Annotated in this window: 22 protein-coding genes; 7 read left to right on the plus strand and 15 right to left on the minus strand. The window is 66.0% G+C overall.

The genetic code is table 11. The features are described 5' to 3' along the window. Window positions 1-510: IMP dehydrogenase (locus QMO14_RS24575; protein WP_301510356.1), on the minus strand; the 510-nt coding region annotated here is incomplete at its 3' end. Window positions 511-638: 128 nt separating this feature from the next. On the opposite strand from QMO14_RS24575, the gene QMO14_RS24580 reads away from it, so the two are divergent. Next, a complete protein-coding gene (locus QMO14_RS24580; protein ID WP_301510357.1) occupies window positions 639-1,169 on the plus strand; it encodes a DUF4124 domain-containing protein in 531 nt (176 codons plus the stop codon). Window positions 1,170-1,183: 14 nt separating this feature from the next. Here the strand turns inward: QMO14_RS24580 and QMO14_RS24585 are convergent, their stop codons facing one another. Beyond that, the gene (locus tag QMO14_RS24585; RefSeq protein ID WP_301510358.1) at window positions 1,184-1,522 is read right to left on the minus strand and encodes an RnfH family protein; all 339 of its coding nucleotides are present in this window, start codon (window positions 1,520-1,522) and stop codon (window positions 1,184-1,186) included. Window positions 1,523-1,530: 8 nt separating this feature from the next. Beyond that, window positions 1,531-1,977: a type II toxin-antitoxin system RatA family toxin gene (locus QMO14_RS24590; RefSeq protein ID WP_126019549.1), complete on the minus strand. Its 447-nt coding sequence runs from the start codon at window positions 1,975-1,977 to the stop codon at window positions 1,531-1,533. Window positions 1,978-2,040: 63 nt separating this feature from the next. Here QMO14_RS24590 and smpB point away from each other — a divergent pair, with 63 nt between their 5' ends. The 6 genes from smpB to QMO14_RS24620 all read left to right on the plus strand — a co-directional run bounded on the left by smpB (window position 2,041) and on the right by QMO14_RS24620 (window position 6,392). Further along, entirely contained in the window at window positions 2,041-2,517 is a 477-nt protein-coding gene (gene smpB, locus QMO14_RS24595) for an SsrA-binding protein SmpB (protein WP_176663953.1), read from the plus strand. Window positions 2,518-2,613: 96 nt separating this feature from the next. Beyond that, on the plus strand, window positions 2,614-2,982 hold the full coding sequence (locus QMO14_RS24600) for a hypothetical protein (RefSeq protein WP_301510361.1): 369 nt from the start codon (window positions 2,614-2,616) through the stop codon (window positions 2,980-2,982). Window positions 2,983-2,997: 15 nt separating this feature from the next. After that, window positions 2,998-3,513, plus strand: a complete 516-nt coding sequence (locus QMO14_RS24605) for an RNA polymerase sigma factor (protein WP_301510362.1) — start codon at window positions 2,998-3,000, stop codon at window positions 3,511-3,513. 22 nt (window positions 3,514-3,535) lie between these two features. Further along, window positions 3,536-4,357: an anti-sigma factor gene (locus QMO14_RS24610; RefSeq protein ID WP_301510363.1), complete on the plus strand. Its 822-nt coding sequence runs from the start codon at window positions 3,536-3,538 to the stop codon at window positions 4,355-4,357. 92 nt (window positions 4,358-4,449) lie between these two features. Further along, window positions 4,450-4,845 (plus strand): ATP-binding protein, encoded by a 396-nt coding sequence (locus QMO14_RS24615; protein ID WP_301510364.1) that lies wholly within the window; start codon window positions 4,450-4,452, stop codon window positions 4,843-4,845. Between the two features lie 122 nt (window positions 4,846-4,967). Continuing rightward, window positions 4,968-6,392 carry a hypothetical protein gene (locus QMO14_RS24620; protein ID WP_301510365.1) on the plus strand — a complete coding sequence of 475 codons (1,425 nt, stop codon included), beginning with the start codon at window positions 4,968-4,970 and terminating at the stop codon, window positions 6,390-6,392. 12 nt (window positions 6,393-6,404) lie between these two features. On the opposite strand, the gene QMO14_RS24625 is transcribed toward QMO14_RS24620, so the two are convergent. From QMO14_RS24625 to QMO14_RS24680, 12 genes are all read right to left on the minus strand, one after another. Beyond that, complete coding sequence (locus tag QMO14_RS24625; RefSeq protein WP_301510366.1) at window positions 6,405-7,322, minus strand: DMT family transporter; 918 nt, start codon at window positions 7,320-7,322, stop codon at window positions 6,405-6,407. 44 nt (window positions 7,323-7,366) lie between these two features. After that, a complete protein-coding gene (typA, locus tag QMO14_RS24630) occupies window positions 7,367-9,205 on the minus strand; it encodes a translational GTPase TypA (protein WP_301510368.1) in 1,839 nt (612 codons plus the stop codon). After that, a complete protein-coding gene (gene truB / locus QMO14_RS24635) occupies window positions 9,202-10,158 on the minus strand; it encodes a tRNA pseudouridine(55) synthase TruB (protein ID WP_301510369.1) in 957 nt (318 codons plus the stop codon). Before truB ends, typA begins: the two co-directional genes overlap by 4 nt. Window positions 10,159-10,160: 2 nt before the next feature. Continuing rightward, window positions 10,161-10,532, minus strand: coding sequence for a 30S ribosome-binding factor RbfA (rbfA, locus tag QMO14_RS24640; protein ID WP_019652808.1), 372 nt, complete (start codon window positions 10,530-10,532; stop codon window positions 10,161-10,163). Between the two features lie 117 nt (window positions 10,533-10,649). Next, window positions 10,650-13,616, minus strand: coding sequence for a translation initiation factor IF-2 (gene infB / locus QMO14_RS24645; RefSeq protein ID WP_301510371.1), 2,967 nt, complete (start codon window positions 13,614-13,616; stop codon window positions 10,650-10,652). A 24-nt stretch (window positions 13,617-13,640) separates the two neighbouring features. Continuing rightward, entirely contained in the window at window positions 13,641-15,134 is a 1,494-nt protein-coding gene (gene nusA / locus QMO14_RS24650; protein ID WP_301510372.1) for a transcription termination factor NusA, read from the minus strand. A 16-nt stretch (window positions 15,135-15,150) separates the two neighbouring features. Next, window positions 15,151-15,795 carry a ribosome maturation factor RimP gene (gene rimP, locus QMO14_RS24655; protein ID WP_301510374.1) on the minus strand — a complete coding sequence of 215 codons (645 nt, stop codon included), beginning with the start codon at window positions 15,793-15,795 and terminating at the stop codon, window positions 15,151-15,153. Between the two features lie 190 nt (window positions 15,796-15,985). Next, window positions 15,986-17,194: a YbfB/YjiJ family MFS transporter gene (locus QMO14_RS24660; RefSeq protein WP_301510376.1), complete on the minus strand. Its 1,209-nt coding sequence runs from the start codon at window positions 17,192-17,194 to the stop codon at window positions 15,986-15,988. A 19-nt stretch (window positions 17,195-17,213) separates the two neighbouring features. Further along, window positions 17,214-18,872: an ABC transporter ATP-binding protein gene (locus tag QMO14_RS24665; RefSeq protein WP_301510378.1), complete on the minus strand. Its 1,659-nt coding sequence runs from the start codon at window positions 18,870-18,872 to the stop codon at window positions 17,214-17,216. Further along, window positions 18,872-19,951, minus strand: a complete 1,080-nt coding sequence (locus tag QMO14_RS24670) for an ABC transporter permease (protein WP_301510379.1) — start codon at window positions 19,949-19,951, stop codon at window positions 18,872-18,874. The genes QMO14_RS24665 and QMO14_RS24670 overlap by 1 nt, the downstream gene beginning before the upstream one ends. A 7-nt stretch (window positions 19,952-19,958) precedes the next feature. Beyond that, complete coding sequence (locus QMO14_RS24675) at window positions 19,959-20,996, minus strand: microcin C ABC transporter permease YejB (RefSeq protein ID WP_301510381.1); 1,038 nt, start codon at window positions 20,994-20,996, stop codon at window positions 19,959-19,961. A gap of 36 nt (window positions 20,997-21,032) precedes the next feature. Then, a complete protein-coding gene (locus QMO14_RS24680; protein ID WP_301510382.1) occupies window positions 21,033-22,850 on the minus strand; it encodes an extracellular solute-binding protein in 1,818 nt (605 codons plus the stop codon). Between the last annotated feature and the right edge of the window lie 3 nt (window positions 22,851-22,853).

The raw sequence follows: 22,853 nt of genomic DNA on the forward strand, positions 1-22,853 counted from the left end.
CTTGGCCTCGGCCAGGGTGGTGCCATCAGGCACGGTGATGAGCTTTTCGCGCCGCGTCATGATCTCGCTGACGGGCACGTCGTAACGGTTCTCGAAGCGCAGATCGCGGCCGGTGACGATGCCGACCACCTTGCCGGCATCGACCACCGGGAAGCCCGAGATGCCGAGCTGGTCCGACAGCGCCATCACCTGGCGTACCGAATGCGTCGGCGTGATCACGACCGGATCGCGCAGCACGCCCGATTCGTAGCGCTTCACCCGGGCCACTTCGGCGGCCTGCTGCTGCGCGGTGAGGTTCTTGTGCACGATCCCGATGCCACCCTCTTGCGCGATGGCGATCGCGAGGCGGGCTTCGGTCACGGTGTCCATGGCCGCGGAGACGAGCGGCAGGTTCAGCGTGATGTTGCGGGAGAACTTGGTGGCGAGGGAGGTGTCCTTGGGCAGGACCTGGGAGAACGCTGGCACCAACAACACGTCGTCGAAGGTGAGCGCTTTGCCGAGAAGGCGCATGGGTGAGGCTCCAAAAGACGGATTGTAACGAGGCCCCCAAGGGGTTTGCAGACACAGGCAATTAACGATCGTTGCAAATCCACCCAACCAGGATGTTGCCAAAAGTAAGGCGCGGCTAAACTTCGGGGATGAAATTCGTGCACTGGCTGGTACTGGGATGTGTCGTTGCGCTGCCGCTTTCGGCGAGCGCCCAATGGCAATGGCTCGACAAGAACGGCAAGAAGGTCTTCAGCGACCAGGCACCGCCGCCCGACGTGCCCGAGAAGAACATCCTGCGCCGTGCGGGCCCGCAACCTGCGGCGCGCTCCTCCGCCAACCCGAACGTTGACGCGCCCCCCGTCGCTGAAGGCTCGGCCGATGCTCCGGCCACGCCGAAGGCCGCGTCGGCCCCGAAGCCCGCTGGCGTCGACAAGGAACTCGAGGAAAAGACCAGGAAGGCCGAAGCCGAGCAGAAGGCCAAGCAGGCTGCGGAAGAAGCCAAGGTCGCGAAGGCCAAGGCCGACAACTGCGCCCTCGCCCGCCAGAGCAAGGCCACGGTCGACAGCGGCATCCGCCTCGCGAAGGTCAATGCCAAGGGCGAGCGCGAGATCATGGATGACACCGCCCGCGCCGCCGAGCAGAAGCGCATTCAGGACGTGATCAACAGCGACTGCAAATAGCCGCAGTCACGCCGTCAGTAACCGGCCTTGCCGCCCTTTCGGCGGTTGGCGAACAGGCCGGTTCCCCGCGCGCCCTGACGCTGGAAGCGCTCGCGGCGCGCCACCTTCGGATCGACCGTGAGCGGACGGCACAGCTCGACGCGATCGCCGTCCTTCAGCGCCTGGTCCCACTCGACCGCCTTGCCCCAGATGCCCGGCGTCAAGGCGTGACGCCAATCGAGATCTGGAAAGCGCAGAGACAGGTCACCGGCCTTCACCGCATCGACCAGCGTCGCCCCGGACGGCAGGCTCAGCACCTGCTCGAACACCTCGCGCGGCGCGGGCGAGCAGCTCAGCGTGACCTCGATCGTCATCGCAGGGGTCAAGACGAGCCGTAGACCTGCTCGGCGCGCTTGACGAAGGCCTCGACCAGGCTGGAAGCGATGGTGTCGAACACGGGCCCCACGAGCGCCTGCAGGGCGAAGTTGCTGAAGCCGTAGCTCAGGTGCAGCTCGACGCGGCAGGCGCGCTCTCCCTGCTCGCCCACGGGCGTGAACTTCCACTTGCCGTCGAGGTTGGAGAACGGGCCGTCGACCAGCTTCAGCTGCACCTCGCGCCCCGGAACATGGGTGTTGCGGGTGGTGAAGCTCTGGTGCAGGCCGGCGAACGCCAGGCCGACTTCGGCCGTCATGCCGGCCTCGTCTTCCTCGATGACGCGCGACTTGTCGCACCACGGAAGAAACTGCGGATACTTGGCCACGTCGGTGACGAGCGCATACATCTCTTCGGCGCTGTACCAGATGAGGACGGACTTGTTGACTGTTTTCATAGAATCGGCACAGCGTGCGCGACGGATTGTATTGAAGCCATGCAGCCCCCATATTCCCGAGCCATGGCCACCAAAAAACAAGATACCTCCTCCCGCATCGCCGACAACAAGAAGGCCGCGTACAACTATTTCTTCGAAGAGCGCTTCGAGGCCGGCATGGTCCTGGAAGGCTGGGAAGTCAAGTCCCTGCGCGAAGGCAAGGTGCAGCTCACAGACGGCTACGTCGTGATCCGCAACGGCGAACTCTTCGTTCTGGGCTGCCAGATCAACCCGCTCAAGAGCGCTTCCACCCACGTGAACCCGGATTCGGTGCGCACCAAGAAGCTGCTGCTGAAGAAGGACGAAATCCGCCGCCTGATCGGCAAAGTCGAGCAAAAGGGCTACACGCTGGTGCCGCTCAACCTGCACTGGAAGGCCGGCAAGGTGAAGTGCGAGATTGCGCTGGCCAAGGGCAAGGCCGAGCACGACAAGCGCGACACCATCAAGGACCGCGAAGGCAAGCGCGAGGTCGAGCGCGCGATGAAGAGCCGCAACCGCTGAACTTTTTTTGCGCAGCGACGGAATAAAAGCCCGGCTGCGGGCGTTTGTGCGGTTGTCACCGGAATACCGGTGTCGCCAAACACAAGGAGTTTTTCCATGTCGCCTTTCCGTGCATCTTCCGCCGTTCTGCTCAGCGCCGCTCTCGCGCTCCCGGCCTTCGCCCAGCCCAAGCCCGCCGACGGCGCGCTCGTCGGCCCCAACGGCATGACGCTCTACACCTTCGACAAGGACACGGCCGGCAGCGGCAAGTCGGTGTGCAACGGCGGCTGCGCCACCAACTGGCCGCCCTTCATGGTGGCCGATGGCGACAAGCCCGGCGGCGACTTCAGCATCGTCACGCGCGACGACGGCAAGAAGCAGTGGGCTGCCAAGGGCTGGCCGCTGTACTACTGGGCCAAGGACGCGAAGCCCGGCGACAAGACCGGCGACGGCGTCAACGGCACCTGGAAGACCGCCAAGCCCTGACCAGCCAGCCACCCCATGGACGCCCGCATGCTCGTAGAGCACATCCCGAGCCTGCGCCGCTACGCGCGGGCGCTCACGGGCAATGCCTGGGCGGCCGACGACCTGGTGCAGGACACGCTGGAGCGCGCCTGCGGCAAATGGCAGCTGTGGGTGGTGGGCAGCGACCTGCGCGCCTGGCTCTTCACAGTCATGCACAACATCTTCGCGAGCCAGGTGCGCCGCACGCCGCCACCGCATGCCGTGGTGCCGCTCGACGACGTGGCGCACGAAGTGCAGGGTCTTGCCGATCCGGGCCGCGACCAGGGCACCGGCCTGGACCTGCAGCGCTGCCTGATGCAGTTGCCCGAGGAGCAGCGCGCCGTGCTGCTGCTGGTGACGCTCGAGGACCTGTCGTACGCCGAAGTTGCCAATGTGCTCGGCGTTCCGGTGGGCACGGTGATGTCGCGTCTCTCGCGAGCCCGCACCCGGCTGCAGGAGCTGATGGAGGGTGCGTCGACCCCGGCACGCCCCGGCCTGCGCCGTCTCAAATGACGAAATCCGCCGCAAGATAATCATGAACCGCCCCGCCCCGCCTCCCACCGAAGACGAACTGCACGCCTGGGTCGACGGCCAGTTGGCTCCCGAGCGCCACGGCGCGGTCGAGGAGGCGATAGCGCGCGATCATGGCGTGGCGGCCAAGGTCGCGGCATGGCATGCACAGCGCGACGCATTGCGCCGACTGCATGGCGAGTTGCTCGATGCGCCGATCCCCGCACCGCTGATGGGTGCGCTCGATCGCCATCAGCCCCGGCAAGGCGGTTCGTGGTTTCGCTGGGGCGGCCTGGCTGCCGGCCTGCTGGTCGCCTTCGCCGCAGGTTGGCTCGGGAATGCGCAATGGGCCCAATGGTCCGCGCCGCGCGCAGGTGCGCAACTTGCCCGCGCACCCGCCCTGCGCGAATTCGTGCACGACGCCTCCGTGGCCCATGCCGTCTATGCGCCCGAAAAACGGCACCCGGTCGAAGTTGCTGCCTCCGAGCAGCAGCACCTGGTCCAGTGGCTCTCCAGGCGCCTCGACCGGCCGCTGAAGGTGCCCGACCTTTCCAGCCAGGGCTACACACTGGTCGGTGGTCGCCTGCTGCCGGGCGAGACCGGCGCGCGCGCCCAGTTCATGTTCGAGGACGCCGCAGGCGAACGCGTAACGCTCTACGTCGGCACCCTGGACGCGCGCATGGCGAGCAGCCCCGCCGCCAGCGAAACCGCCTTCCGCTTCGCCTCCGAGGGCCCCGTGCCGAGCTTCTACTGGGTCGACCGGGGCTTCGGCTATGCCATCGCCGGCAAGCTGCCGCGCGACCTATTGCTCAAACTTGCGACCCTCGCCTACCGCGATTTGTCTTGACGACCGCATAAACTGCCGGGTCGCGCAACCATCCTGCCGGCGCTTCGTCACCGGCTTCGTTTTCGCGATTTTTCAACCGAAGGAGAAACTGCATGAAATTGCTCAGCGCCTCGATCCTCGCGGCGGCCCTGCTTGCCGGCTGCGGCAGCATGTCCAACAAGACCGCAAGCGCACCCGACACGCCCACCCGCACCGCCGACGGCGTGCTGGTCGGACCGAACGGAATGACGCTGTACACCTTCACCAAGGACACCGCCGGCGCCGGCACCTCCGCCTGCAACGGCCAATGCGCCGCGAACTGGCCCGCGCTGGGCGTGGCCAGCACCGCCAAGCCCATCGGCGGCTACACCATCATCATTCGCGAAGACGGCAAGCGCCAGTGGGCCTACAAGGGCTGGCCGCTGTACTACTGGGCCAAGGACGCCAAGCCCGGCGACAAGACCGGCGACGGTTTCGCCAACGGCGCCTGGAAAGTCGCCCGTCCCTGATCACCTTCGGGCCTGAGACGAAAGAAAACACCGACGCCGGCTCCTGCCGGCGTTTTTCTTGCCGTTTTCCTGCCGGTTTTCCCCCGCCCCCGGTGCTGGCGCCACCACGGCAGAATCCTCGCATGACGCCAGACGCAAATCCGGACGCATTCCGTGCCCTGCTGAACCTGGGCCTGATCGACGATGCACAGCACGACGCCGTGCTCGCCCACCCCGAGACCGCCACCTTGCCGCCACTGCAGAGCCCGGCGCATGCGCTGGCCTGGATGCGCGTGCGCGGCCTCGTCACCGAGGAGGAGCAGATCGCCGCGGTCGACCGGATCGACGAGAACGCCCCGCACTGGGACGACGCCACGGACACCGACATCGAAGCCGACGACCTCGTCGAGCTCGCGGAACAGGGCATCACGCACGAAGCCATCGAATCGCTCCACAAGGACGCGCTGATCGACACCGAGACGCGCGACATGGCGCTCGCGGAAACGCCCATCGTCGGCACCGTGCCCGCCTGCGCCATCGCCACGCTCGCATGGCTGGCCACGGAGGGGCCGCTCGAACGGGAACGCTTCGACGCCCTGCGCGCCCAGGTCGCGGCCGAACCGGCCTTTGCCACGGCGGCCGAGCGAGCGCGCATCATGGACGGGGCGCAGGCTCTCATCGAGGCCGACGAGCAGGCCGTCAAGGCGTGGCAGGCGCGCACCAAACGCAGCAGCCGCATCGGCGCGCTGAAGTTCGCCGTCGCGGTGGCCGTGATCGGCGGCGGGCTCGGCTGGTATGCCTTCGCCCCGGCCAGCGTGCCCGCCTGCGATGCAGCTTCCACCCGCAAGACACTCGACAGCCTCATGCGCCGCGTGAGCATGGACATGGGCATGCGCCACCTCGATCCCAACGGCGGCCGAGTGATCGAAACACCCACCGTCGGCAGCATGCGCGAGGTCGGCTACCTCAAGCCGCAGCGCATCCGCGGCTGCATGGCGGTGATGACACAGGGCGACAGCAAGGAGCCGATGGGCTACACCATCGGCCCCACCGAGCGTAAGGGCGACGACATGGTGGTGCGCGGCGCGGATGTGGCCATCGTCGAGGCCCGCTTCGGGAATCTCGACGCCGACGGCAGGCCGCTCTACAACGCCGAGCCCATCGGCCGCGAGGCGATGGAGAAGGCCTTTCGCGAAGGCGCCGCGCCGCTGGGCGCCGCCCGCGGCGCCTCGGCTGCACGCATGCGGCCGCGCACCGACACGGGCCTGGTGCGCAAAGACCCGAACCGCTCGCGCGAGATCGCCGAGATCGAACCCACCGGCCCGTGCCGCAAGCTGGAGGACGGCTCCGGCCACGCCTGTCCGCTGGTCGTCGAATACAACGACAGCCTGATGAGCGCCCTGTCGGGCGGCGACAGCTCGCTGCCGGTCAGGGGTGAATTCACCTTCGTGGAAGACGACAACGGCAGCTGGCGCGTGGGCGACGACTTCGCCCAGACCTTCATGCGCAAGGTGCTCGAAGCACGCATGGGCAGCATCGGCGTGCCGGCCGACAGCGTGCAGCAGTAGGCGGCGCAGGGATCAGTGCGCGCCCGGCACCGCGGTGTCGGCGACCGTGGTGCGCCGTCCGCGCAGCGCCAGCAGTTCGTTGAAGACAAGAGCGCCGATCACCAGCGCACCGCCAGCCAGCACGCTCGGAGCTGGCTCTTCGCCGGCGCCGATCCAGGCCAGCGCGATGCCGAAGATCACCTCCAGCAAGGCCAGCAGCGCGACCTCGGGCGCCTTCAGCACCTGGGCGCACAACACCGAGAGCACGCACGGAATGGCGAGCTGGAACACGCCGAGGAAGGCCAGCAGCCCGAGATCGTGCGCACTGGCCCGGAACGGCCATGCCAACGGGAGTGTGAAAAGCGCCGTGATCATCGCGCCGATGAGCACCGCCGGCACCAGATCGATCTTGTGGCCCTTCGCCTGCGCATGCTGCACGACGGTCCAGTTCGCCGCGCCGGCCAGCGGCACGCAAAGTGCGAGCAGCGTGCCGGCCAGCGTGCCGCCGCCCCCGTCCATCAACTGCGTGCCGTACATCCAGCCGATGCCCGCCCCCGCGACCACGATGGCCAGCCAGGTGCGCGCCGGCAGCCGGTGCCCGATGAAGAAGCGCGCCGCCAGCGCGGTGAAGAGCGGCCCGAGCGACATGGTGACGAGCACGCTGGCCGTCGATGCCAGCGTCAGCGCGACCATGAAGGCCGTGAACATCACGGCCCAGCACACGCCGGAGATCCAGATTTCACGCCCGCCGCGGCGCAATTGGGAGAACACGGCGCGTCCGCGCCACAGCGGCAGGATCACCAGCAGCGCCAGCGTCGTGAAGAGGCTGCGCCAGAAGGTGATCTCGAAGCTGTGCGCCTGCGCCAGATGCCGCGTGACGACGCCCGCCGTGCCCCACATCAGGGTCACGACGACCATCAGCCAGACGGCGCCGCCGTGCGTCAGGCGCATGAACAGAGGAGAAAAGGGACAGCGCTCTGCGAGCGGCCGCTCGATCAGCCTTGCATCAGGTCGCGGCTGGCGCGCTTGCGCTCGTGCTCCTTCAGGAAGCGCTTGCGCAGGCGCACGCTCTTGGGCGTGATCTCGACCAGCTCGTCGTCCTCGATGAATTCCACGCCGTATTCGAGCGTGAGTTCGATCGGGGGCGTGATCTTGATCGCGTCTTCCTTGCCCGAAACGCGGAAGTTCGTCAGCTGCTTGGTGCGCGTGGCGTTCACCACCAGGTCGTTGTCGCGGCTGTGGATGCCGACGATCATGCCTTCGTAAACCGGGTCGTTCGCCTTCACGAACATGCGGCCGCGGTCGTCCAGCTTGCCCAGCGCGTAGGTGAAGATTTCACCGTCGTCCATCGAGATCAGCACGCCGTTCTTGCGGCCGCCGATGTCGCCCTTGTGCGGCTCGTAGCTGTCGAAGATGTTGCTGATGAGACCCGAGCCGCGGGTCAGGTTCAGGAACTCGTTCGTGAAGCCGATCAGGCCACGCGCCGGAATACGGTATTCGAGGCGCACGCGGCCACGGCCGTCCGGCTCCATGTTGACGAGTTCGCCCTTGCGCTCGCCCAGTGCCTGCATCACGCCGCCCTGGTGGCCTTCCTCGATGTCGGCCGTCACCAGCTCAATCGGCTCGTGGCGCTCGCCGTTGATTTCGCGGAACACCACGCGCGGCTTGGACACGGCCATTTCGTAGCCTTCACGGCGCATGTTCTCCAGCAGGATGGTCAGGTGCAGTTCACCCCGGCCCATCACTTCGAACACGCCTTCCTCGCTGGTTTCGTTCACGCGCAGCGCGACGTTGTGCTGCAGTTCCTTCTGCAGACGGTCCCAGATCTGGCGGCTGGTGACGAACTTGCCTTCGCGGCCGGCCAGGGGGCTGGTGTTGACGCAGAAGTTCATCGTGAGCGTCGGCTCGTCGACCTTCAGCATCGGCAGCGGTGCCGGGTTGGCCGGGTCGGTGATGGTGACGCCGATGCCGACGTCGGCGATGCCGTTGATCAGCACGATCTCGCCCGGGCCGGCCTCGGTGGCCTGCACGCGGTCCAGCCCCTGGAAGGTCAGCACCTGGTTCACGCGGCCCTTGATGGTCTTGCCGTCAGGGCCTTCCATGACCAGCACGTCCATCATGGGCTTGAGCGTGCCCTGGCTGATGCGGCCCACGCCGATGCGGCCGACGAACGTGGAAAAGTCGAGCGCCGAAATCTGCAGCTGCAGCGGCGCGGCCGGGTCGCCCTTCTGCGAAGGCACGTGCTTCAGGATGGTGTCGAAAAGGGCCGACATGTCGGGGCCCCACTGCTCGCCCTGCGCGCCCTCTTCCATCGAGGACCAGCCGTTGATGCCCGAGGCGTACACCACCGGGAAGTCGAGCTGCTCGTCGGTCGCGCCGAGCTTGTCGAACAGGTCGAAGGCGGCATTGACCACCTTGTCGGGGTTGGCGCCCGGCTTGTCGACCTTGTTCACCACCACGATGGGCTTCAGGCCCAGTGCCAGCGCCTTCTTGGTCACGAAGCGGGTCTGCGGCATCGGGCCTTCCTGGGCGTCGATGAGCAGCAGCACGCCGTCGACCATCGAGAGAGCGCGCTCCACCTCGCCGCCGAAGTCCGCGTGGCCGGGGGTGTCGACGATGTTGATGTGCGTGCCCTTCCAGCTCACGGCGCAGTTCTTGGCCAGGATGGTGATGCCGCGTTCCTTTTCAATCGCGTTGTTGTCCATCACGGTGTCGACCACCTTTTCATGCTCGGCGAAGGTGCCCGACTGGCGCAGCAACTGGTCGACCATCGTGGTCTTGCCATGGTCAACGTGGGCAATGATGGCGATATTGCGGATTTGCTTGGTACTCATGGTGTCGCTTCGGTCTGTTGTGCGTTCAAAAGAATTTGCTGGATTTCGATGGGGTTCAGCAAGCGCCCCGGTATCAGTTCGCCGGCCGTCACATGGGCCGTGCCCAAAAACGCCCGCGGATTGGAGCCGAACACGGCCACCTCGTCGGCATCGGCCCAGTCGCCACGGCGGCGCAGGCCCGAAAGAAAGCGTGCCGCATCTTCCGTGCCCAGCGTGACGCGGCTGTGGCCGTCAACGAGCGCCTCGGCCGGCAGGAGCTGCGCCAGGCGCTCCTCCTCGTGCATGGCCTCCAGCGCCTCGATGGTGACGCACCGGGCCTCGACGAAACCTCCGGTGGCGACGCGGCGCAGCGAAGTCAGGTGCGCGCCGCAGCCTAGCGCCTCGCCGATGTCTTCGCCGAGTGTGCGGATGTAGGTGCCCTTGCTGACGGAGGCGATGATGCGGATGGCGTCGTCGCTGATCGAACGGAGCTCGAGCTTGTGGATGACCACGTCGCGCGGAGCCCGTTCGACCTCCACGCCTTCGCGTGCATATTCGTAGAGCGCCTTGCCGTCCTTCTTGAGCGCGCTGTGCATCGGCGGCACCTGGCGGATCGGACCGGTGAACTGTGCCTGGACGCGCGCCAGGTCTTCGGGCTGGACCTGAACCGCCCGCTCGGCGATCACCTCACCCTCGGCATCGCCGGTGGACGTCTTGACACCCAGGCGGGCCGTGGCCACGTAGGTCTTGTCTGCATCCAGGTGCAGCTGGCTGAATTTGGTGGCGGCGCCGAAGCACAGCGGCAGAACGCCGGTCGCCAACGGATCGAGCGTGCCGGTGTGGCCCGCCTTCTCGGCGCGCAGCAGCCACTTTGCCTTCTGCAAGGCCTGGTTGCTGGAGAACCCCAGCGGCTTGTCGAGCAACAACACCCCATGCACAGGGCGCCGCTGCACCCGTGTGCGTGGCGCGTTCATGGCTAGTCGTCTTTCGAGCGCGAAGCGACGGCTTGTGCGATGAGTGCGTTCATGTCGGCCGCACGCTCGGTGGTGCGATCGAACACGAAGTGCAGCGTGGGCACGGTGTGGATGTGCAGGCGCTTGAACAGGCCGTTGCGCAGGAAGCCCGCGGCCTGGTTCAGCGCTTCGGTCGTCTCGGCCACGTCGCCCGTGAGCAGGCTGAAGAAGACCTTCGCATGCGCATAGTCGGGCGTGACCTCGACGGCTTGAAGCGTGACCATGCCCACGCGCGGGTCCTTCAACTCGCGCGCGATCAACTCCGTCAGATCGCGCTGGATCTGATCGGCGACCTTGAAGGCGCGGTTGGGAGCGGCTGCTTTTTTCTTAGGCATTTGATCAATCACTAGCGTCGCGAGATCGGGCTCAGTGCAAGGCGCGCCGTCGCAGACAGTACTTCAGTACGGCAAGACGGCTGCAACGCGGCAATGAGCCCGATATCGCGGCGCGCTTTACAGCGTACGCGCGATTTCCTTGATTTCGAAGAACTCGAGCTGATCGCCCTCTTTGATGTCGTTGTAGTTCTTGAGCTTGATACCGCACTCGAAGCCTTCGCGGACTTCACGCACATCGTCCTTCAGACGCTTGAGCGAGTCGATTTCGCCGGTGTAGACCACCACGTTGTCGCGCAGCAGGCGGAAATGCGCGCTGCGGTTGACAGAACCCGAGGTGATGTACGAACCCGCGACCGTACCGATCTTCGAGGCCACGAACACGGTGCGGATCTCGGCCGAGCCGATGACTTCCTCGCGGCGCTCCGGCGCCAGCATGCCCGACATCGCGACCTTGATCTCGTCCACGGCGTCGTAAATGATGCTGTAGTAGTTCAGCTGCACGCCGTTGCCTTCGGCCAGCTTGCGCGCACCGGCATCGGCACGCACGTTGAAGCCGATCACGACAGCCTTCGAGGCGATCGCGAGGTTGATGTCGCTTTCGCTGATGCCGCCCACGCCGGCGTAAACCACCTGCACCTTGACCTCGTCCGTCGCCAGCTTGAGCAGCGATTGCGCCAGCGCTTCCTGCGAGCCCTGCACGTCGGCCTTGATGATGATGCGCAGCGTCTGCACTTCGCCCGCCGACAGGTCGGTGAACATGTTCTGCAGGTTAGCGGCCTGGGCCTTCGCCAGCTTGGTGTTGCGGAACTTGCCGGCACGGTAAGTGGCGATTTCGCGCGCGCGGCGCTCGTCGCCCATCACCATGAACTCGTCGCCAGCCTGCGGAACCTCGGTCAGGCCCTGGATCTCGACCGGGATCGAGGGACCCGCCGACTTGGTAGCCCGGCCGTCCTCGTCCAGCATGGCACGCACGCGGCCATAGGTCGAGCCGGCCAGCACCACGTCGCCGGTCTTGAGCGTGCCGGACTGCACCAGCACGGTAGCGACCGGGCCGCGGCCCTTGTCGAGCTGGGCTTCGATGACAAGGCCCTTGGCGGCGGCATCCACCGGCGCCTTGAGTTCCAGCACTTCGGCTTGCAGCAGCACCTGTTCGAGCAGGTCGTCGATGCCCTGGCCGGTCTTGGCCGACACGCCGACGAACGGAACGTCGCCGCCGTACTCTTCGGGCACGACCTCTTCGGCCACCAGTTCCTGCTTGACGCGGTCCAGATTGGCATCGGGCTTGTCGATCTTGTTGATCGCGACCACGATCGGCACACCCGCCGCCTTCGCGTGCTTGATGGCTTCCTTGGTCTGGGGCATGACGCCGTCGTCGGCCGCCACCACAAGGATCACGATGTCGGTGGCCTGCGCACCGCGGGCACGCATGGCCGTGAAGGCCTCGTGACCCGGGGTGTCCAGGAACGACACCATGCCGCGTTCGGTTTCCACGTGGTAGGCACCGATGTGCTGCGTGATGCCGCCGGCTTCGCCCGCGGCGACCTTGGCGCGGCGGATGTAGTCCAGCAGCGAGGTCTTGCCGTGGTCGACGTGACCCATGACGGTCACGACCGGGGCGCGCGGCAGGGCTTCGGCGATCTGCGCCGACACGTCCTCGTCGGTGAAGGCTTCCGGGTCGTCCAGCGCGGCAACCACCGCGTTGTGGCCCATTTCCTCCACCAGGATCATCGCGGTGTCCTGGTCGAGCGACTGGTTGATGGTCGCCATCTGGCCCAGCTTCATCAGCTGCTTGATGACTTCCTGCGCCTTGACGGCCATCTTGTGCGCCAACTCGGCCACGGTGATGGTTTCGGGCACATGCACCTCGAGCACGCGCGCCTCGACCGGTGCGGCCGGCGCGTGCTGCTCTTCATGGCCTCCACGGTCGTTGCCACGGCGGCCGCGCGGGCCACCTCGCCAGTTGCCGCGGCCGACACCGCCGCTGGCATCGCCGCGGGTCTTGATTTCCTTTTTCTTGGCAGGATCGCCAGCCCAGCTCGACGAGAGCTTCGCGGACTTGACTTCCTTGCCTGCACCAGCGGCACCGGGCGCTGCTGCGGCGCCAGGGGCAGCAGGTGCGCCGGCACGCGCGGCGGGCGCGGTCGGCTTGTGCAGCGTGCCCTTGACCGAGGCCTTCTCGGGTTGCGGCTTCTCGGGCGCCTTGTGCGGCACCAGCACGCGGGCCGGAGCGTTCATCATGGCGCGGATGGCCTCGGCCTCGGCCAGTGCCTTGCGGCGGCGCTCGTCCAGATCGCGTGCGCGCGCTGCTTCCTCATCGGCACGGGCCTTCGATTCAGCGGCCGCCTTGGCCTTTGCATCTTCCTTCGCCTGGGCAGCGGCTGCCTGGGCGGCGAGCTTGCTGTTGTCGGCTGCCGTCTGCTCCGCCGCCTTCTGCTCGGCAACGGCTGCCACCGCGGGCGCGGGCGCTGCGGCCGGCTTCGCGGCAGCAGCAGCGGCTGCCGCCGCGGCCTTCTTCTCGGCGGCTTCAGCGGCGGCGCGGGCAGCTTCCTGCTCGGCCTTTTCAGCCTTCTCGGCCTGCTCGCGCTCGCGGGCTTCGGTCTCTTCACGCTGGCGACGCTTCTCTGCCAGTTCTTCTTCCTGGCGGCGGATCAGCTCAGCCTGGCGACGCGCCTCTTCCTCGCGGCGGGCCAGCTCGGCCTCGTCGATGCGGGGCGTCGCAGGCGCGGCGGCGGGCGCCTCGGCCACGGGCGGCGTTGCCTCGCCAGCAGCGGCCAGGTGGCCGTCGTCGCGCTGGATGAAGGTGCGCTTCTTGCGCACCTCGACCTGGATGGTGCGGGCGCGACCGGTGGAGTCGGCCTGCTTGATCTCGCTGGTCGACTTCTTGGTCAGCGTGATCTTCTTGCGCTCGGGCTCGACAGTGCCGTGGCTGGCCTTCAGGTGGCCAAGCAGGCGCTGCTTGTCGGCCTCGGTGAGAGCGTCGGCGGCGGAAGCCTTGGGCACGCCCGCGCTCTTGAGCTGGTCAAGCAAGGTTTCGGGAGTCTTCTTGAGCTCGTTCGCGAACTCGGCGACAGTGGTACTGGACATATTGGTTTCGTGCCTCCATGACCGTCACTCTTGGCCGGCGAACCAATGTTCGCGGGCTTTCAAGATGAGGGCTTTGGCGTCATCGGCGCTCTGGCCGGTGATCTCGGTGAGTTCATCGACCGCGAGGTCGGCAAGGTCGTCGCGGGTGTTCACGCCCGCTTCATGCAGCCTGGGAATCAGCTCGGGGTTCAGGCCGTCGAGGTCGCGCAGGTCCTGCGACACCGTGGACTGCGTCTCGACGCCCTCTTCCTTGGCAATTTCCATCGTCAGCAGCGCATCCTTGGCGCGCGCGCGCAGCTCGTTGATGGTGTCTTCGTCGAAAGCCTCGATCTCCAGCATTTCGGAAATCGGCACGTAGGCCACTTCCTCGAGGCTGTTGAAGCCTTCCGAAATGAGGATGTCGGCGATTTCCTCGTCGACGTCGAGCTTTTCCATGAACAGCTTGCGGCTGGCGTCGGTCTCGCTCGCCTGCTTCTGGGCCGACTCGTTGGCGTCCATGATGTTGATCTTCCAGCCGGTGAGGTCGGAAGCCAGGCGCACGTTCTGGCCGCCGCGGCCGATGGCGATGGCGAGGTTTTCCTCGTCGACCACCACGTCCATGGCGTGCTTTTCCTCGTCGACCACGATCGACGAGACGTTGGCCGGAGCCAGCGCGCCGATCACGAACTGGGCGGGATCTTCGCTCCATAGAACGATGTCCACGCGCTCGCCGGCAAGCTCGTTGGTCACGGCGTTGACGCGCGTGCCGCGCACGCCGACGCAGGTGCCGATCGGGTCGACGCGCTTGTCGTGCGAAAGCACGGCGATCTTGGCGCGCGAACCGGGGTCGCGGGCGCAGCTCTTGATTTCGAGCAGGCCTTGTTCGATTTCAGGCACTTCCTGGCGGAACAGCTCGACCATGAACTCGGGAGCAGAGCGCGACAGGATGATCGGGGCGCCGCGCAGCGTCAGGTCGACCTCCATGATCATGGCGCGCACGCGGTCGCCATTGCGCAGGTTTTCCTTGGCGATCATCTCGCTGCGGCGCAGGCGGCCTTCGACACGGCCTGCCTCGACGATGATGTCGCCCTTGTCCAGGCGCTTGACGGTGCCCACGAAGATCTTGTCGCCGCGCGACATGAAGTCGTTGAGCAGCATCTCGCGCTCGGCGTCGCGGATCTTCTGCAGGATGACCTGCTTGGCGGCCATGGCGCCGATGCGGCCGATAGGCACGGAGTCGACGGCTTCCTCGATGTACTCGCCGACCTCGATGTCCGGCATTTCTTCCTTGGCTTCGAACAGCAGGATTTCCTGGTCGGGCAATTGCAGGCCGGCCTCGTCGGGCACGACATGCCAGCGGCGGAAGGTTTCGTAATCGCCGCTATCCCGGTCGACCGAGACGCGGATGTCCACATCGCCCTGATGGAGCTTCTTGGTGGCCTGCGCCAGCGCGGACTCGACCGCGCCGAAGACCACGTCGCGCTCGACGTTCTTCTCGCGCGAGATCGCATCCACCAACATCAACATTTCGCGATTCATGCCACCACTCCTCTGGTCAGTCCGGAACCTGCGTTCCGTCGTCAATATCCGAAAAACCCGGTTGGGTTCTGGCCTTGCGGCCCTTGAAATCCACAATTGGCGCGAGCCGCGCCTCGCGCAGCTCGTCCAGAACAAAGCCGAGCGCCTGCAGCGTTGCGGGCGCGCGCTTCTTGCTCACTTTTTGACCCGGCTTGGGCTCGGGCGCGTCGCTCCAGACGATCTGCCAGCCCGGGGCGCCGGCGCCCTCCACCTGTGCGGCCCGCTCCAGCGTGCCGCGAAATTTCTTGCGGTTGGCCGCCACCTGGCCAGCCGCGGCGGCGCCCATTGGCACCTTGAGCGTGATGTCGATCACCTCGCCCACGAAACGCTCGAAATCCTGCTCATTGCGCAGCGGGCGGTCAATGCCCGGAGAGGAGACCTCGAGCCGCTTGTAATCGACACCATCGACCTCCAGCGCGAATTGCAGCTGGCGCGTTACCTTTTCGCAGTCTTCGACGGTAACGAAAGGTTCCGGCAGGCCTGCAGCCGCAGCTTCGAAGGTGGGGGCTTCCCAGGGCAAATCAATCGTCACGCGCAGCAGCCCCCCGGCCGAGCGCTCGATCTCGACCAGGTCGTAGCCAAGACCGGCCACGGTTTGTTCCACTATTTGCTGCAATGCCACGTGTTCGAAAGCGCCTTTTAATTGCCTGGCCCTGCCATCCGCCCGCCGCGGATGCCAGATAGCCGTGAATGAATGCCTGGAATGGATGGACCAAAAAAAACGGGCGGTTGGTACCCGCCCGTTTGGTCGTGAGCCTCGAATTATATGCTATTTGTGCAATTAATGAAGGGCCTTTGGGTGTCCGGACGCGCTATTGCGAAGCTGCCGCAACTGCGCCGCGCGATTTGAACCAGACAAGCGCAAACAGCACCGCCCCGAGCGCCAATGCCGCAGCCGCGACCAACAGCGGCAGTTGGAAAGACCCGGTTCGCTGCGCAAGCGGCGCGGCGAACAGCGGCCCGATGATCTGCCCCACCCCGTACGAAGCCGTCGCGTAGCCGATCAGCCCCGCCGCCGCATTGCCGCGCAGCCGGCGCGCATCCCGCATCGCAAAAAGAGTGATGGTGGTGAACGGCATGCCCAGCAGCAGGCTGCCAAGCGCGAATCCGGCGATGCTCGGCCAGGCCACCGACAGCACGACACCCAACGCCTGCAGCGCGTAGGCGACAGCCAGCAGCAGCCGGTTGTCCCAATGCGTCGGGGCCCGTGCCCCGATCAGCGCACCTGGAATGATGGCCACCCCGAACAGCGGCCAGAAGAGGTCCGGCCACGGCGATCCCGGCAGCGCCTGCCGGGCAATCACCGGCAGGAAGGTCGCGGTGATGATGTAACCGAAGCCCGCCAGCCCGTAGAGCGCGACAAGCCAGATCGCGTCGCTGCGATCGTCCGGCCCGGCCACTCGGGCCGATGCGGCCGGTGCCGCACCCGCCGCGCCGCCGGCCGGCGCCCTTTCGCCGTCATCGAACACCCGCCAGATCACCGCGATCAGCACCATCGCAAGGATGCCGAGCCCGATCCAGCCCGCGTCGGAGCCCCATCGCCCCAGCGCGCCGCCGAGCAGCCCCGTCATGGCGATCCCGATTCCCGGTCCTGTGTAGATCACGCCCGCCAACGTCGGCGCGTTCGTCTCGGCCAGCCGGCGCAGCCCCCAGCCCGAGGCGAAGACGAAGACCCATGCGCTCATCACGCCCGCCGCCGTGCGCAGCACGCCCCAGCTCGCGAAGCTGTGCAGCAGCCCCATTCCGACCAGCAGCGCGGCCGTAGCCAGCAGCCCGCCCCGAACCATGCTCGACGCCTTGATGCCGATCGCCGCGCAGCTCACCGCCCCGAGGAAGTAACCCAGGTAGTTGAGCGACGCCAACACCCCGCCCGCCGCCAGTTCCAGCTTTCCCTCGTGCAGCATGATGGGCAGCATGGGCGTGAAGGCGAAGCGCCCCAGGCCCATCGCTACCGCGAGGGTGACCATGCAGGCCAGCGCCGCGCGCCACGCACCGCGCCGGTCGCGTCCGATTTCCGACATCTTTCTTCTCGTCTCCGTCTTATTCCAGCAGCGCGGCGGCCACCAGCTTCTTCGTATATGGATGCTCGGGCGCATCGAGCACGCGCTCGACCGGCCCTGTTTCGAGGATGGCCCCGTCCTTCATCACGATGACCTTGTGCGCCATCGCGCGGATCACCTCCACGTCGTGCGTGATGAGCAGGTAGCTCAACCCCCGCTCGCGCTGCAGCCGCTGCAGCAGGCCCAGCACCTGCTTCTGGATAGTGACGTCGAGCGCGCTGGTGGGCTCGTCGAGCACCAGCAGCCGCGGATCGACGATCAGCGCGCGGGCGATCGCCAGCCGCTGCCGCTGCCCGCCCGAGAACTCGTGCGGATAGCGATCGAGCAGCGACGGAAACTGCGTCTCCGTCAGCCCGACGTCGGCCAGCGCAGCCAGCGCGCGCGTGCGGCGCGCCTCGACGCCCAGCTCCGGCGCATGCACCCGCAGCCCCTCGCCCACGATCTGCTCCACCGTCATGCGCGGAGAAAGCGAGGAGAACGGGTCCTGGAAAACCACCTGCATCACCCGGCGCAGACCGAGATCGGAGGCGCGATCGACCGCCCACCCCTTGCCTGCGACCGTCAACGCGCCCTGGTGCTTCAACAGCCCCAGCGCCGCCAGCGCCAGCGTCGACTTGCCCGAACCCGATTCGCCGACCACGCCCAGCGTCTCGCCGGGTGCGATGTGGAAGTCGGCGCCCTGCACCGCCACGAATTCGCCCTTGCTGAACCAGCCGGCAAAACCAGGCTTCGGCACCGGATAGCTCACGCGCAGCGCCTTGGCCTCGATCAGCGGCACCGCGCCCGCATCCGCCGCCACGGCCGCCACATCGCGTTCCGGATGGCTGTCGATCAGTTTGCGCGTATAGGGATGCTGCGGCGCCTCGAACACCGACGCCACCGCGCCATGCTCGACGATGTGGCCGCTCTCCATGACCACCACTCGGCCGGCAAAACGCCGGACCAGGTTCAGGTCGTGCGTGATGAGCAGCACCGCCATGCCGTACTTGTGCTGAAGGTCGGCCAGCAGGTCCAGGATCTGCGCGCGCACCGTCACATCGAGCGCGGTGGTCGGCTCGTCGGCCAGCAGCAGGCGCGGCTTGCAGGCGAGCGCCATGGCGATCATCGCGCGCTGGCGCTGCCCGCCCGAGAGCTGGTGCGGAAACGCCCTCGCCCGCCGCGCCGGCTCGGGAATGCCGGTGTCGGCCAGCAGCTGGACAGCCGCCGCCTGCGCCTCGCGCTTCGAAAGGCCCTCGTGCAGCTCGAGCACCTCCGCGATCTGGTCGCCGACCGTGTAAAGCGCGTTCAGTGCGGTCATCGGCTCCTGGAAGATCATCGCGATCTCCTTGCCCCGTATGCCACGCAGCTCGCGCTCGGAAATGGCCAGCAGGTCGCGCGGGCCTTGTTGTTTCTGCTCTTTCTGCCCGTTGCCGAAAAGCCGGGCCGCTCCGGAAAGATCGGCGTTCTGCACCAGACGCAGCAGCGACAGCGCGGTGACCGTCTTGCCCGAACCTGACTCGCCGACGAGAGCAAGCTTCTCGCCGGCGGCCATCCGGAAGTCGATGCCGTGCACGACTTCCTTGCCGCCGAAGGCGACACGCAGCCCCTCCACTTCGAGCAGAGGCTGACGGCCCATGGCTTGTTGTGCGTCGCTGCTCATCACTTGTCGGCCTTCCGCGGATCGAGCGCGTCGCGCAGGGCATCGCCCATGAAGGTCAGCAGCATGAGCGTCAGGACCAGCACGCCAAAGGTGGAGATCGATATCCACCAGGCGTCGATGTTGGATTTGCCCTGGCTCAGCAGTTCGCCCAGCGATGGCGTACCCGGCGGCACGCCCAGCCCGAGGAAATCGAGCGAGGTGAGTGCCAGGATGGCCGCGCTCATCCGGAACGGCAGGAAAGTGACGACCGGCACCATGCTGTTGGGCAGGATGTGGCGCCACATGATCTGCAGGTTGCCCACGCCCAGCGCGCGGGCGGCACGCACGTAATCCATCTGGCGGTTGCGCAGGAACTCGGCGCGAACGTAGTCGGACAGGCCCATCCAGCCGAAAAGGCTCAGCAGGATCAGCAGCAGCGCGACGCTGGGCGCAAAGATGGCACTGAAGATGATCAGCAGGTAGAGCTCCGGCATCGACCCCCATATTTCGATGAAGCGCTGGAACGCGAGGTCGATTCTGCCCGCGAAATAGCCCTGCACCGCCCCGGCGGCCACGCCCAGCACCGTGCCGATCGCGGTGAGCGCCAGGCCGAACAGCACGCTCACGCGAAAACCATAGATCAGTTGGGCCAGCAGGTCGCGGCCGCGATCGTCGGTGCCGAGCAGGTTGTCCCGACTTGGCGCGGCAGGGCTGGGCGATTTCGCGAAGTAGTTCAGTGTCTTGGGGCCGTAGGGATTGAGCGCATAGATCGCCCAGTTATCGCCCTGCGTGATGCGGTCCTTGATGAACGGGTCGAGGTAGTCAGCCGGCGTGTCGAAGTCGCCGCCGAAGGTCTTTTCGGAATAGTCGCGCAACACCGGGAAATAGGTGCGCCCCTCATAACGCAGGACCAGCGGCTTGTCGGTCGATAGAACTTCTGCAAAGAGGCTCAGAACCACCATCGTGGCAAAGATCACCAGGCTCCAGAAGCCGAGCCGATTGCGCGTGAAGCGCAGCCAGGCGCGCCGTCCCGGCGAAGCATGGGTAGCCTTGGCTGCGATTTCGGCCTTGGGCGCCTCGCCTCCGGCAGCGCCAGCCATGGCGCCATCAGTCGAACTTGACACGCGGATCCACCAGGACATAACAGAGATCAGAAATCAGCTTGGCGAACAAGCCGATCAGCGTAAAGAGGAACAGAGTGCCGAGCACGACTGGATAGTCCCGGCGGATCACGCTTTCATAGCCCAGCAAGCCCAAGCCGTCGAGCGAGAACAGCGTTTCGATCAGCAGCGAGCCTGCAAAGAACGCTCCAATGAACGCCGAAGGCAGGCCCGTGATAATCGGGATCAGTGCGTTGCGGAACACGTGCTTCCAGAGCACCTGTTTATCTCTCAGCCCCTTGGCACGCGCGGTCAGTACGTATTGCTTGCGGATCTCTTCCAGGAACGCGTTCTTCGTGAGCATGGTCGTCACTGCGAAGCTGCCGAGCACCATCGCGGTTACCGGCAAGGTGATATGCCAGAGGTAGTCGACGATCCGGGCGCCCCAGCCGAGTTCATCCCAGTCGGCCGAGGTCAGGCCTCGCAACGGAAACCACTGCAGGTGTCCGCCGAACACCACAAGTAGCGCCACCCCGAGCACGAAGCCCGGAATGGCATAGCCGATGAGCACGATCAAAGTGCTGATCAGATCGAAGCGCGTGCCTGCCCTGACCGCCTTCGCGACACCCAATGGCACCGCCACGCCATAGCTGATGAGAAAGGTCCACAAGCCGAGGCTTATCGATACGGGCAGCTTTTCCAGGATCAGGGTCCAGACGTCCTTGTTCTGGAAGAAGCTCTTGCCCAGGTCGAAGCGCGCGAACTGCCCGAGCATGAGGAAGAGCCGCTCGTGCGGCGGCTTGTCGAAGCCATAGAGCGCCTTGATCTGCTCCAGCCGCTTCGGGTCCACGCCCTGGTTGCCGCGATAGCTGCCGCCACCCGACTCGAAGCCCCCGCCGCCGCCACGCCCGGCAGCCTTGGCCTCGGCAAGGTATTGCTCGACCGGCCCGCCAGGCACAAACTGGATCACGAGGAAAGTCACCAGCAGCACACCGAGCAGCGTCGGTACGAACAGCAGCAGGCGCTTGAGGACATAGGAGAGCACAGCCGTTTCCTTTTTCTTGCTTTTTGTCTGATGCTTCTAGGGCTTGCGCGGAGGCATCCTGGCCCACCAGGTGCTCATGACCCAATCCTCGCCTCCCGCATAGGGCGGCATGGGCAACTTGAAAGCCAGCCGCCAGTCGTTGTAGACGATGCGGTGCGAAGTCAATGTCCACTGGGGGATCAGGTAGTGGCTGTGCATGATCACCCGGTCGAGCGCGCGGCAGGCCGGAATCAGTTCGGCCTTGGTATCGGCGTCGACGATGTCCTTGAGCAGCGCGTCGACCGCCGGCGTCGACACGCCCATGAAATTGCCCGAGCTCTCCGTCTTGGCCGCCTTGCTGCCGAAGACCTCCAGCAGTTGCTGGCCCGGGTTGTTGGTGCCCTGGAAATTGATGGTCGTGATGTCGAAGTCGAAGCGGTCGAGCCGTTCCTGATAAAGCGCGAAATCGGCAGTGACGAAGTTGAGTCTGATGCCCAGCTTCTCGAGGTTGCGAACCCACGGCGACACTGTGCGCACGCCGCCTTCCTTGCTATCCAGGTACTCGAGCGTCATCGCCTCGCCCTTTGCATTGCGCAGCGCACCGTCGCGATATTCCCACCCGGCCTGCTTCAGCAAGTCTCGTGCGTGGCGCAGGTTGTTTCGCAGCGAATGGCCTTCGCCCTCGGTGACAGGCGGCGTGTACATCGGGCCGAAGCTGGCGCCGGGAATCTTGCCGCGCCACGGCTCTAGTAGCGCCTTCTCTTCGGGCGACGGCAACCCCTGCGCCTCGCAGTCGGTGTTTCCGAACAAATCCTTCACGCGCGGATAGCCGTTGTAGAACATCTGCCGATTCATCCACTCGTAGTCGAGGGCCAAACCCAGTGCCTCGCGCACGCGCGGGTCGCTGAGCTTTTCGCGCCGGGTGTTGAGCACGTAGCTCTGAAAGCCTGCCGGCTTCTTGTGCGGGAACTCCTTCTTGACCAGTTCGCCGCTTGTGAAACGCTTGCCGTACACCCGGCGCGCCCAGTCCCCCGCCGAATAGAAACTCATCATGTCGAACTCACCAGCCTTCAGGGCTTCGAGCCGGGCGGCGTTGTCTTTGTAGATCTTGACGGTGATCCGGTCGAAGTTGTGCGAGCCACGGTTGACCGGCAGGTCGCGTCCCCAGTAGTTGGGATCGCGCACGTAGGTGATGTCCTTGCCGAATCGCACCGGCCCGATCTTGTAGGCCCCGCTGCCGATCGGAATGTCCATCACGACCTGGTCGAAGGGCTTGGCCTTCCCGTTCTCGACGCCCCACGCGCGGCTGAAGACGGGCAGACCGCCCACGATCAGCGGAAGCTCACGATTGACGGTCTTGAAGCGGAAGCGGATGGTGCGTGCATCGATCACATCGGCCCCGTCCACTTCCTGCAACAACGTCTTGTAGCCCGGAGAGGCGTAGGGACCGATGAGCGTTTCATAGGTGTGCTTCACGTCGGCCGCCTCGACCGGCATGCCGTTGTGAAACTTCGCCTCGGGCCGCAGCCGGAAGGTGACGCTGCGACGGTCGGGGGCCACCGTCACGTCTTCGGCCAGCAGGCCGTAGCCCGAGCCTGTCTCGTCCATCGCACCGGCAAGCAGCGTGTCGAACATCAGGCTGTCCAGATAGGCCGGCGCCGTGCCTTTGATCGTGAAGGGGTTGTACTTGTCGAAGGTTGACACCCGCAGGCTGCTCACCAACCTCAGCTCGCCACCCTTGGGCGCGGACGGGTCGACGTAGTCGAAGGCCTTGAAGCCGGGGGCGTACTTGAGATCGTCCCAGAGTGCGTAACCATGCGCAGCCCAGGCGGGAGCCGCGCACACCAACAACCACCAGACCCGGAGAAACTGCATGCG

Origin of the sequence: Variovorax sp. CAN15, assembly GCF_030462475.1 — a bacterium.
Classification (GTDB): domain Bacteria; phylum Pseudomonadota; class Gammaproteobacteria; order Burkholderiales; family Burkholderiaceae_C; genus Variovorax.

Excerpts from the sequence above, each read along its gene's own strand:
- QMO14_RS24580 (WP_301510357.1), top strand. The coding sequence starts at position 639 with ATGAAATTCGTGCACTGGCTGGTACTGGGATGTGTCGTTGCGCTGCCG.
- QMO14_RS24585 (WP_301510358.1), bottom strand. The coding sequence starts at position 1,522 with ATGACGATCGAGGTCACGCTGAGCTGCTCGCCCGCGCCGCGCGAGGTG.
- QMO14_RS24590 (WP_126019549.1), bottom strand. The coding sequence starts at position 1,977 with ATGAAAACAGTCAACAAGTCCGTCCTCATCTGGTACAGCGCCGAAGAG.
- smpB (WP_176663953.1), top strand. The coding sequence starts at position 2,041 with ATGGCCACCAAAAAACAAGATACCTCCTCCCGCATCGCCGACAACAAG.
- QMO14_RS24600 (WP_301510361.1), top strand. The coding sequence starts at position 2,614 with ATGTCGCCTTTCCGTGCATCTTCCGCCGTTCTGCTCAGCGCCGCTCTC.
- QMO14_RS24605 (WP_301510362.1), top strand. The coding sequence starts at position 2,998 with ATGGACGCCCGCATGCTCGTAGAGCACATCCCGAGCCTGCGCCGCTAC.
- QMO14_RS24610 (WP_301510363.1), top strand. The coding sequence starts at position 3,536 with ATGAACCGCCCCGCCCCGCCTCCCACCGAAGACGAACTGCACGCCTGG.
- QMO14_RS24615 (WP_301510364.1), top strand. The coding sequence starts at position 4,450 with ATGAAATTGCTCAGCGCCTCGATCCTCGCGGCGGCCCTGCTTGCCGGC.
- QMO14_RS24620 (WP_301510365.1), top strand. The coding sequence starts at position 4,968 with ATGACGCCAGACGCAAATCCGGACGCATTCCGTGCCCTGCTGAACCTG.
- QMO14_RS24625 (WP_301510366.1), bottom strand. The coding sequence starts at position 7,322 with ATGCGCCTGACGCACGGCGGCGCCGTCTGGCTGATGGTCGTCGTGACC.
- typA (WP_301510368.1), bottom strand. The coding sequence starts at position 9,205 with ATGAGTACCAAGCAAATCCGCAATATCGCCATCATTGCCCACGTTGAC.
- truB (WP_301510369.1), bottom strand. The coding sequence starts at position 10,158 with ATGAACGCGCCACGCACACGGGTGCAGCGGCGCCCTGTGCATGGGGTG.
- rbfA (WP_019652808.1), bottom strand. The coding sequence starts at position 10,532 with ATGCCTAAGAAAAAAGCAGCCGCTCCCAACCGCGCCTTCAAGGTCGCC.
- infB (WP_301510371.1), bottom strand. The coding sequence starts at position 13,616 with ATGTCCAGTACCACTGTCGCCGAGTTCGCGAACGAGCTCAAGAAGACT.
- nusA (WP_301510372.1), bottom strand. The coding sequence starts at position 15,134 with ATGAATCGCGAAATGTTGATGTTGGTGGATGCGATCTCGCGCGAGAAG.
- QMO14_RS24660 (WP_301510376.1), bottom strand. The coding sequence starts at position 17,194 with ATGTCGGAAATCGGACGCGACCGGCGCGGTGCGTGGCGCGCGGCGCTG.
- QMO14_RS24665 (WP_301510378.1), bottom strand. The coding sequence starts at position 18,872 with ATGAGCAGCGACGCACAACAAGCCATGGGCCGTCAGCCTCTGCTCGAA.
- QMO14_RS24670 (WP_301510379.1), bottom strand. The coding sequence starts at position 19,951 with ATGGCTGGCGCTGCCGGAGGCGAGGCGCCCAAGGCCGAAATCGCAGCC.
- QMO14_RS24680 (WP_301510382.1), bottom strand. The coding sequence starts at position 22,850 with ATGCAGTTTCTCCGGGTCTGGTGGTTGTTGGTGTGCGCGGCTCCCGCC.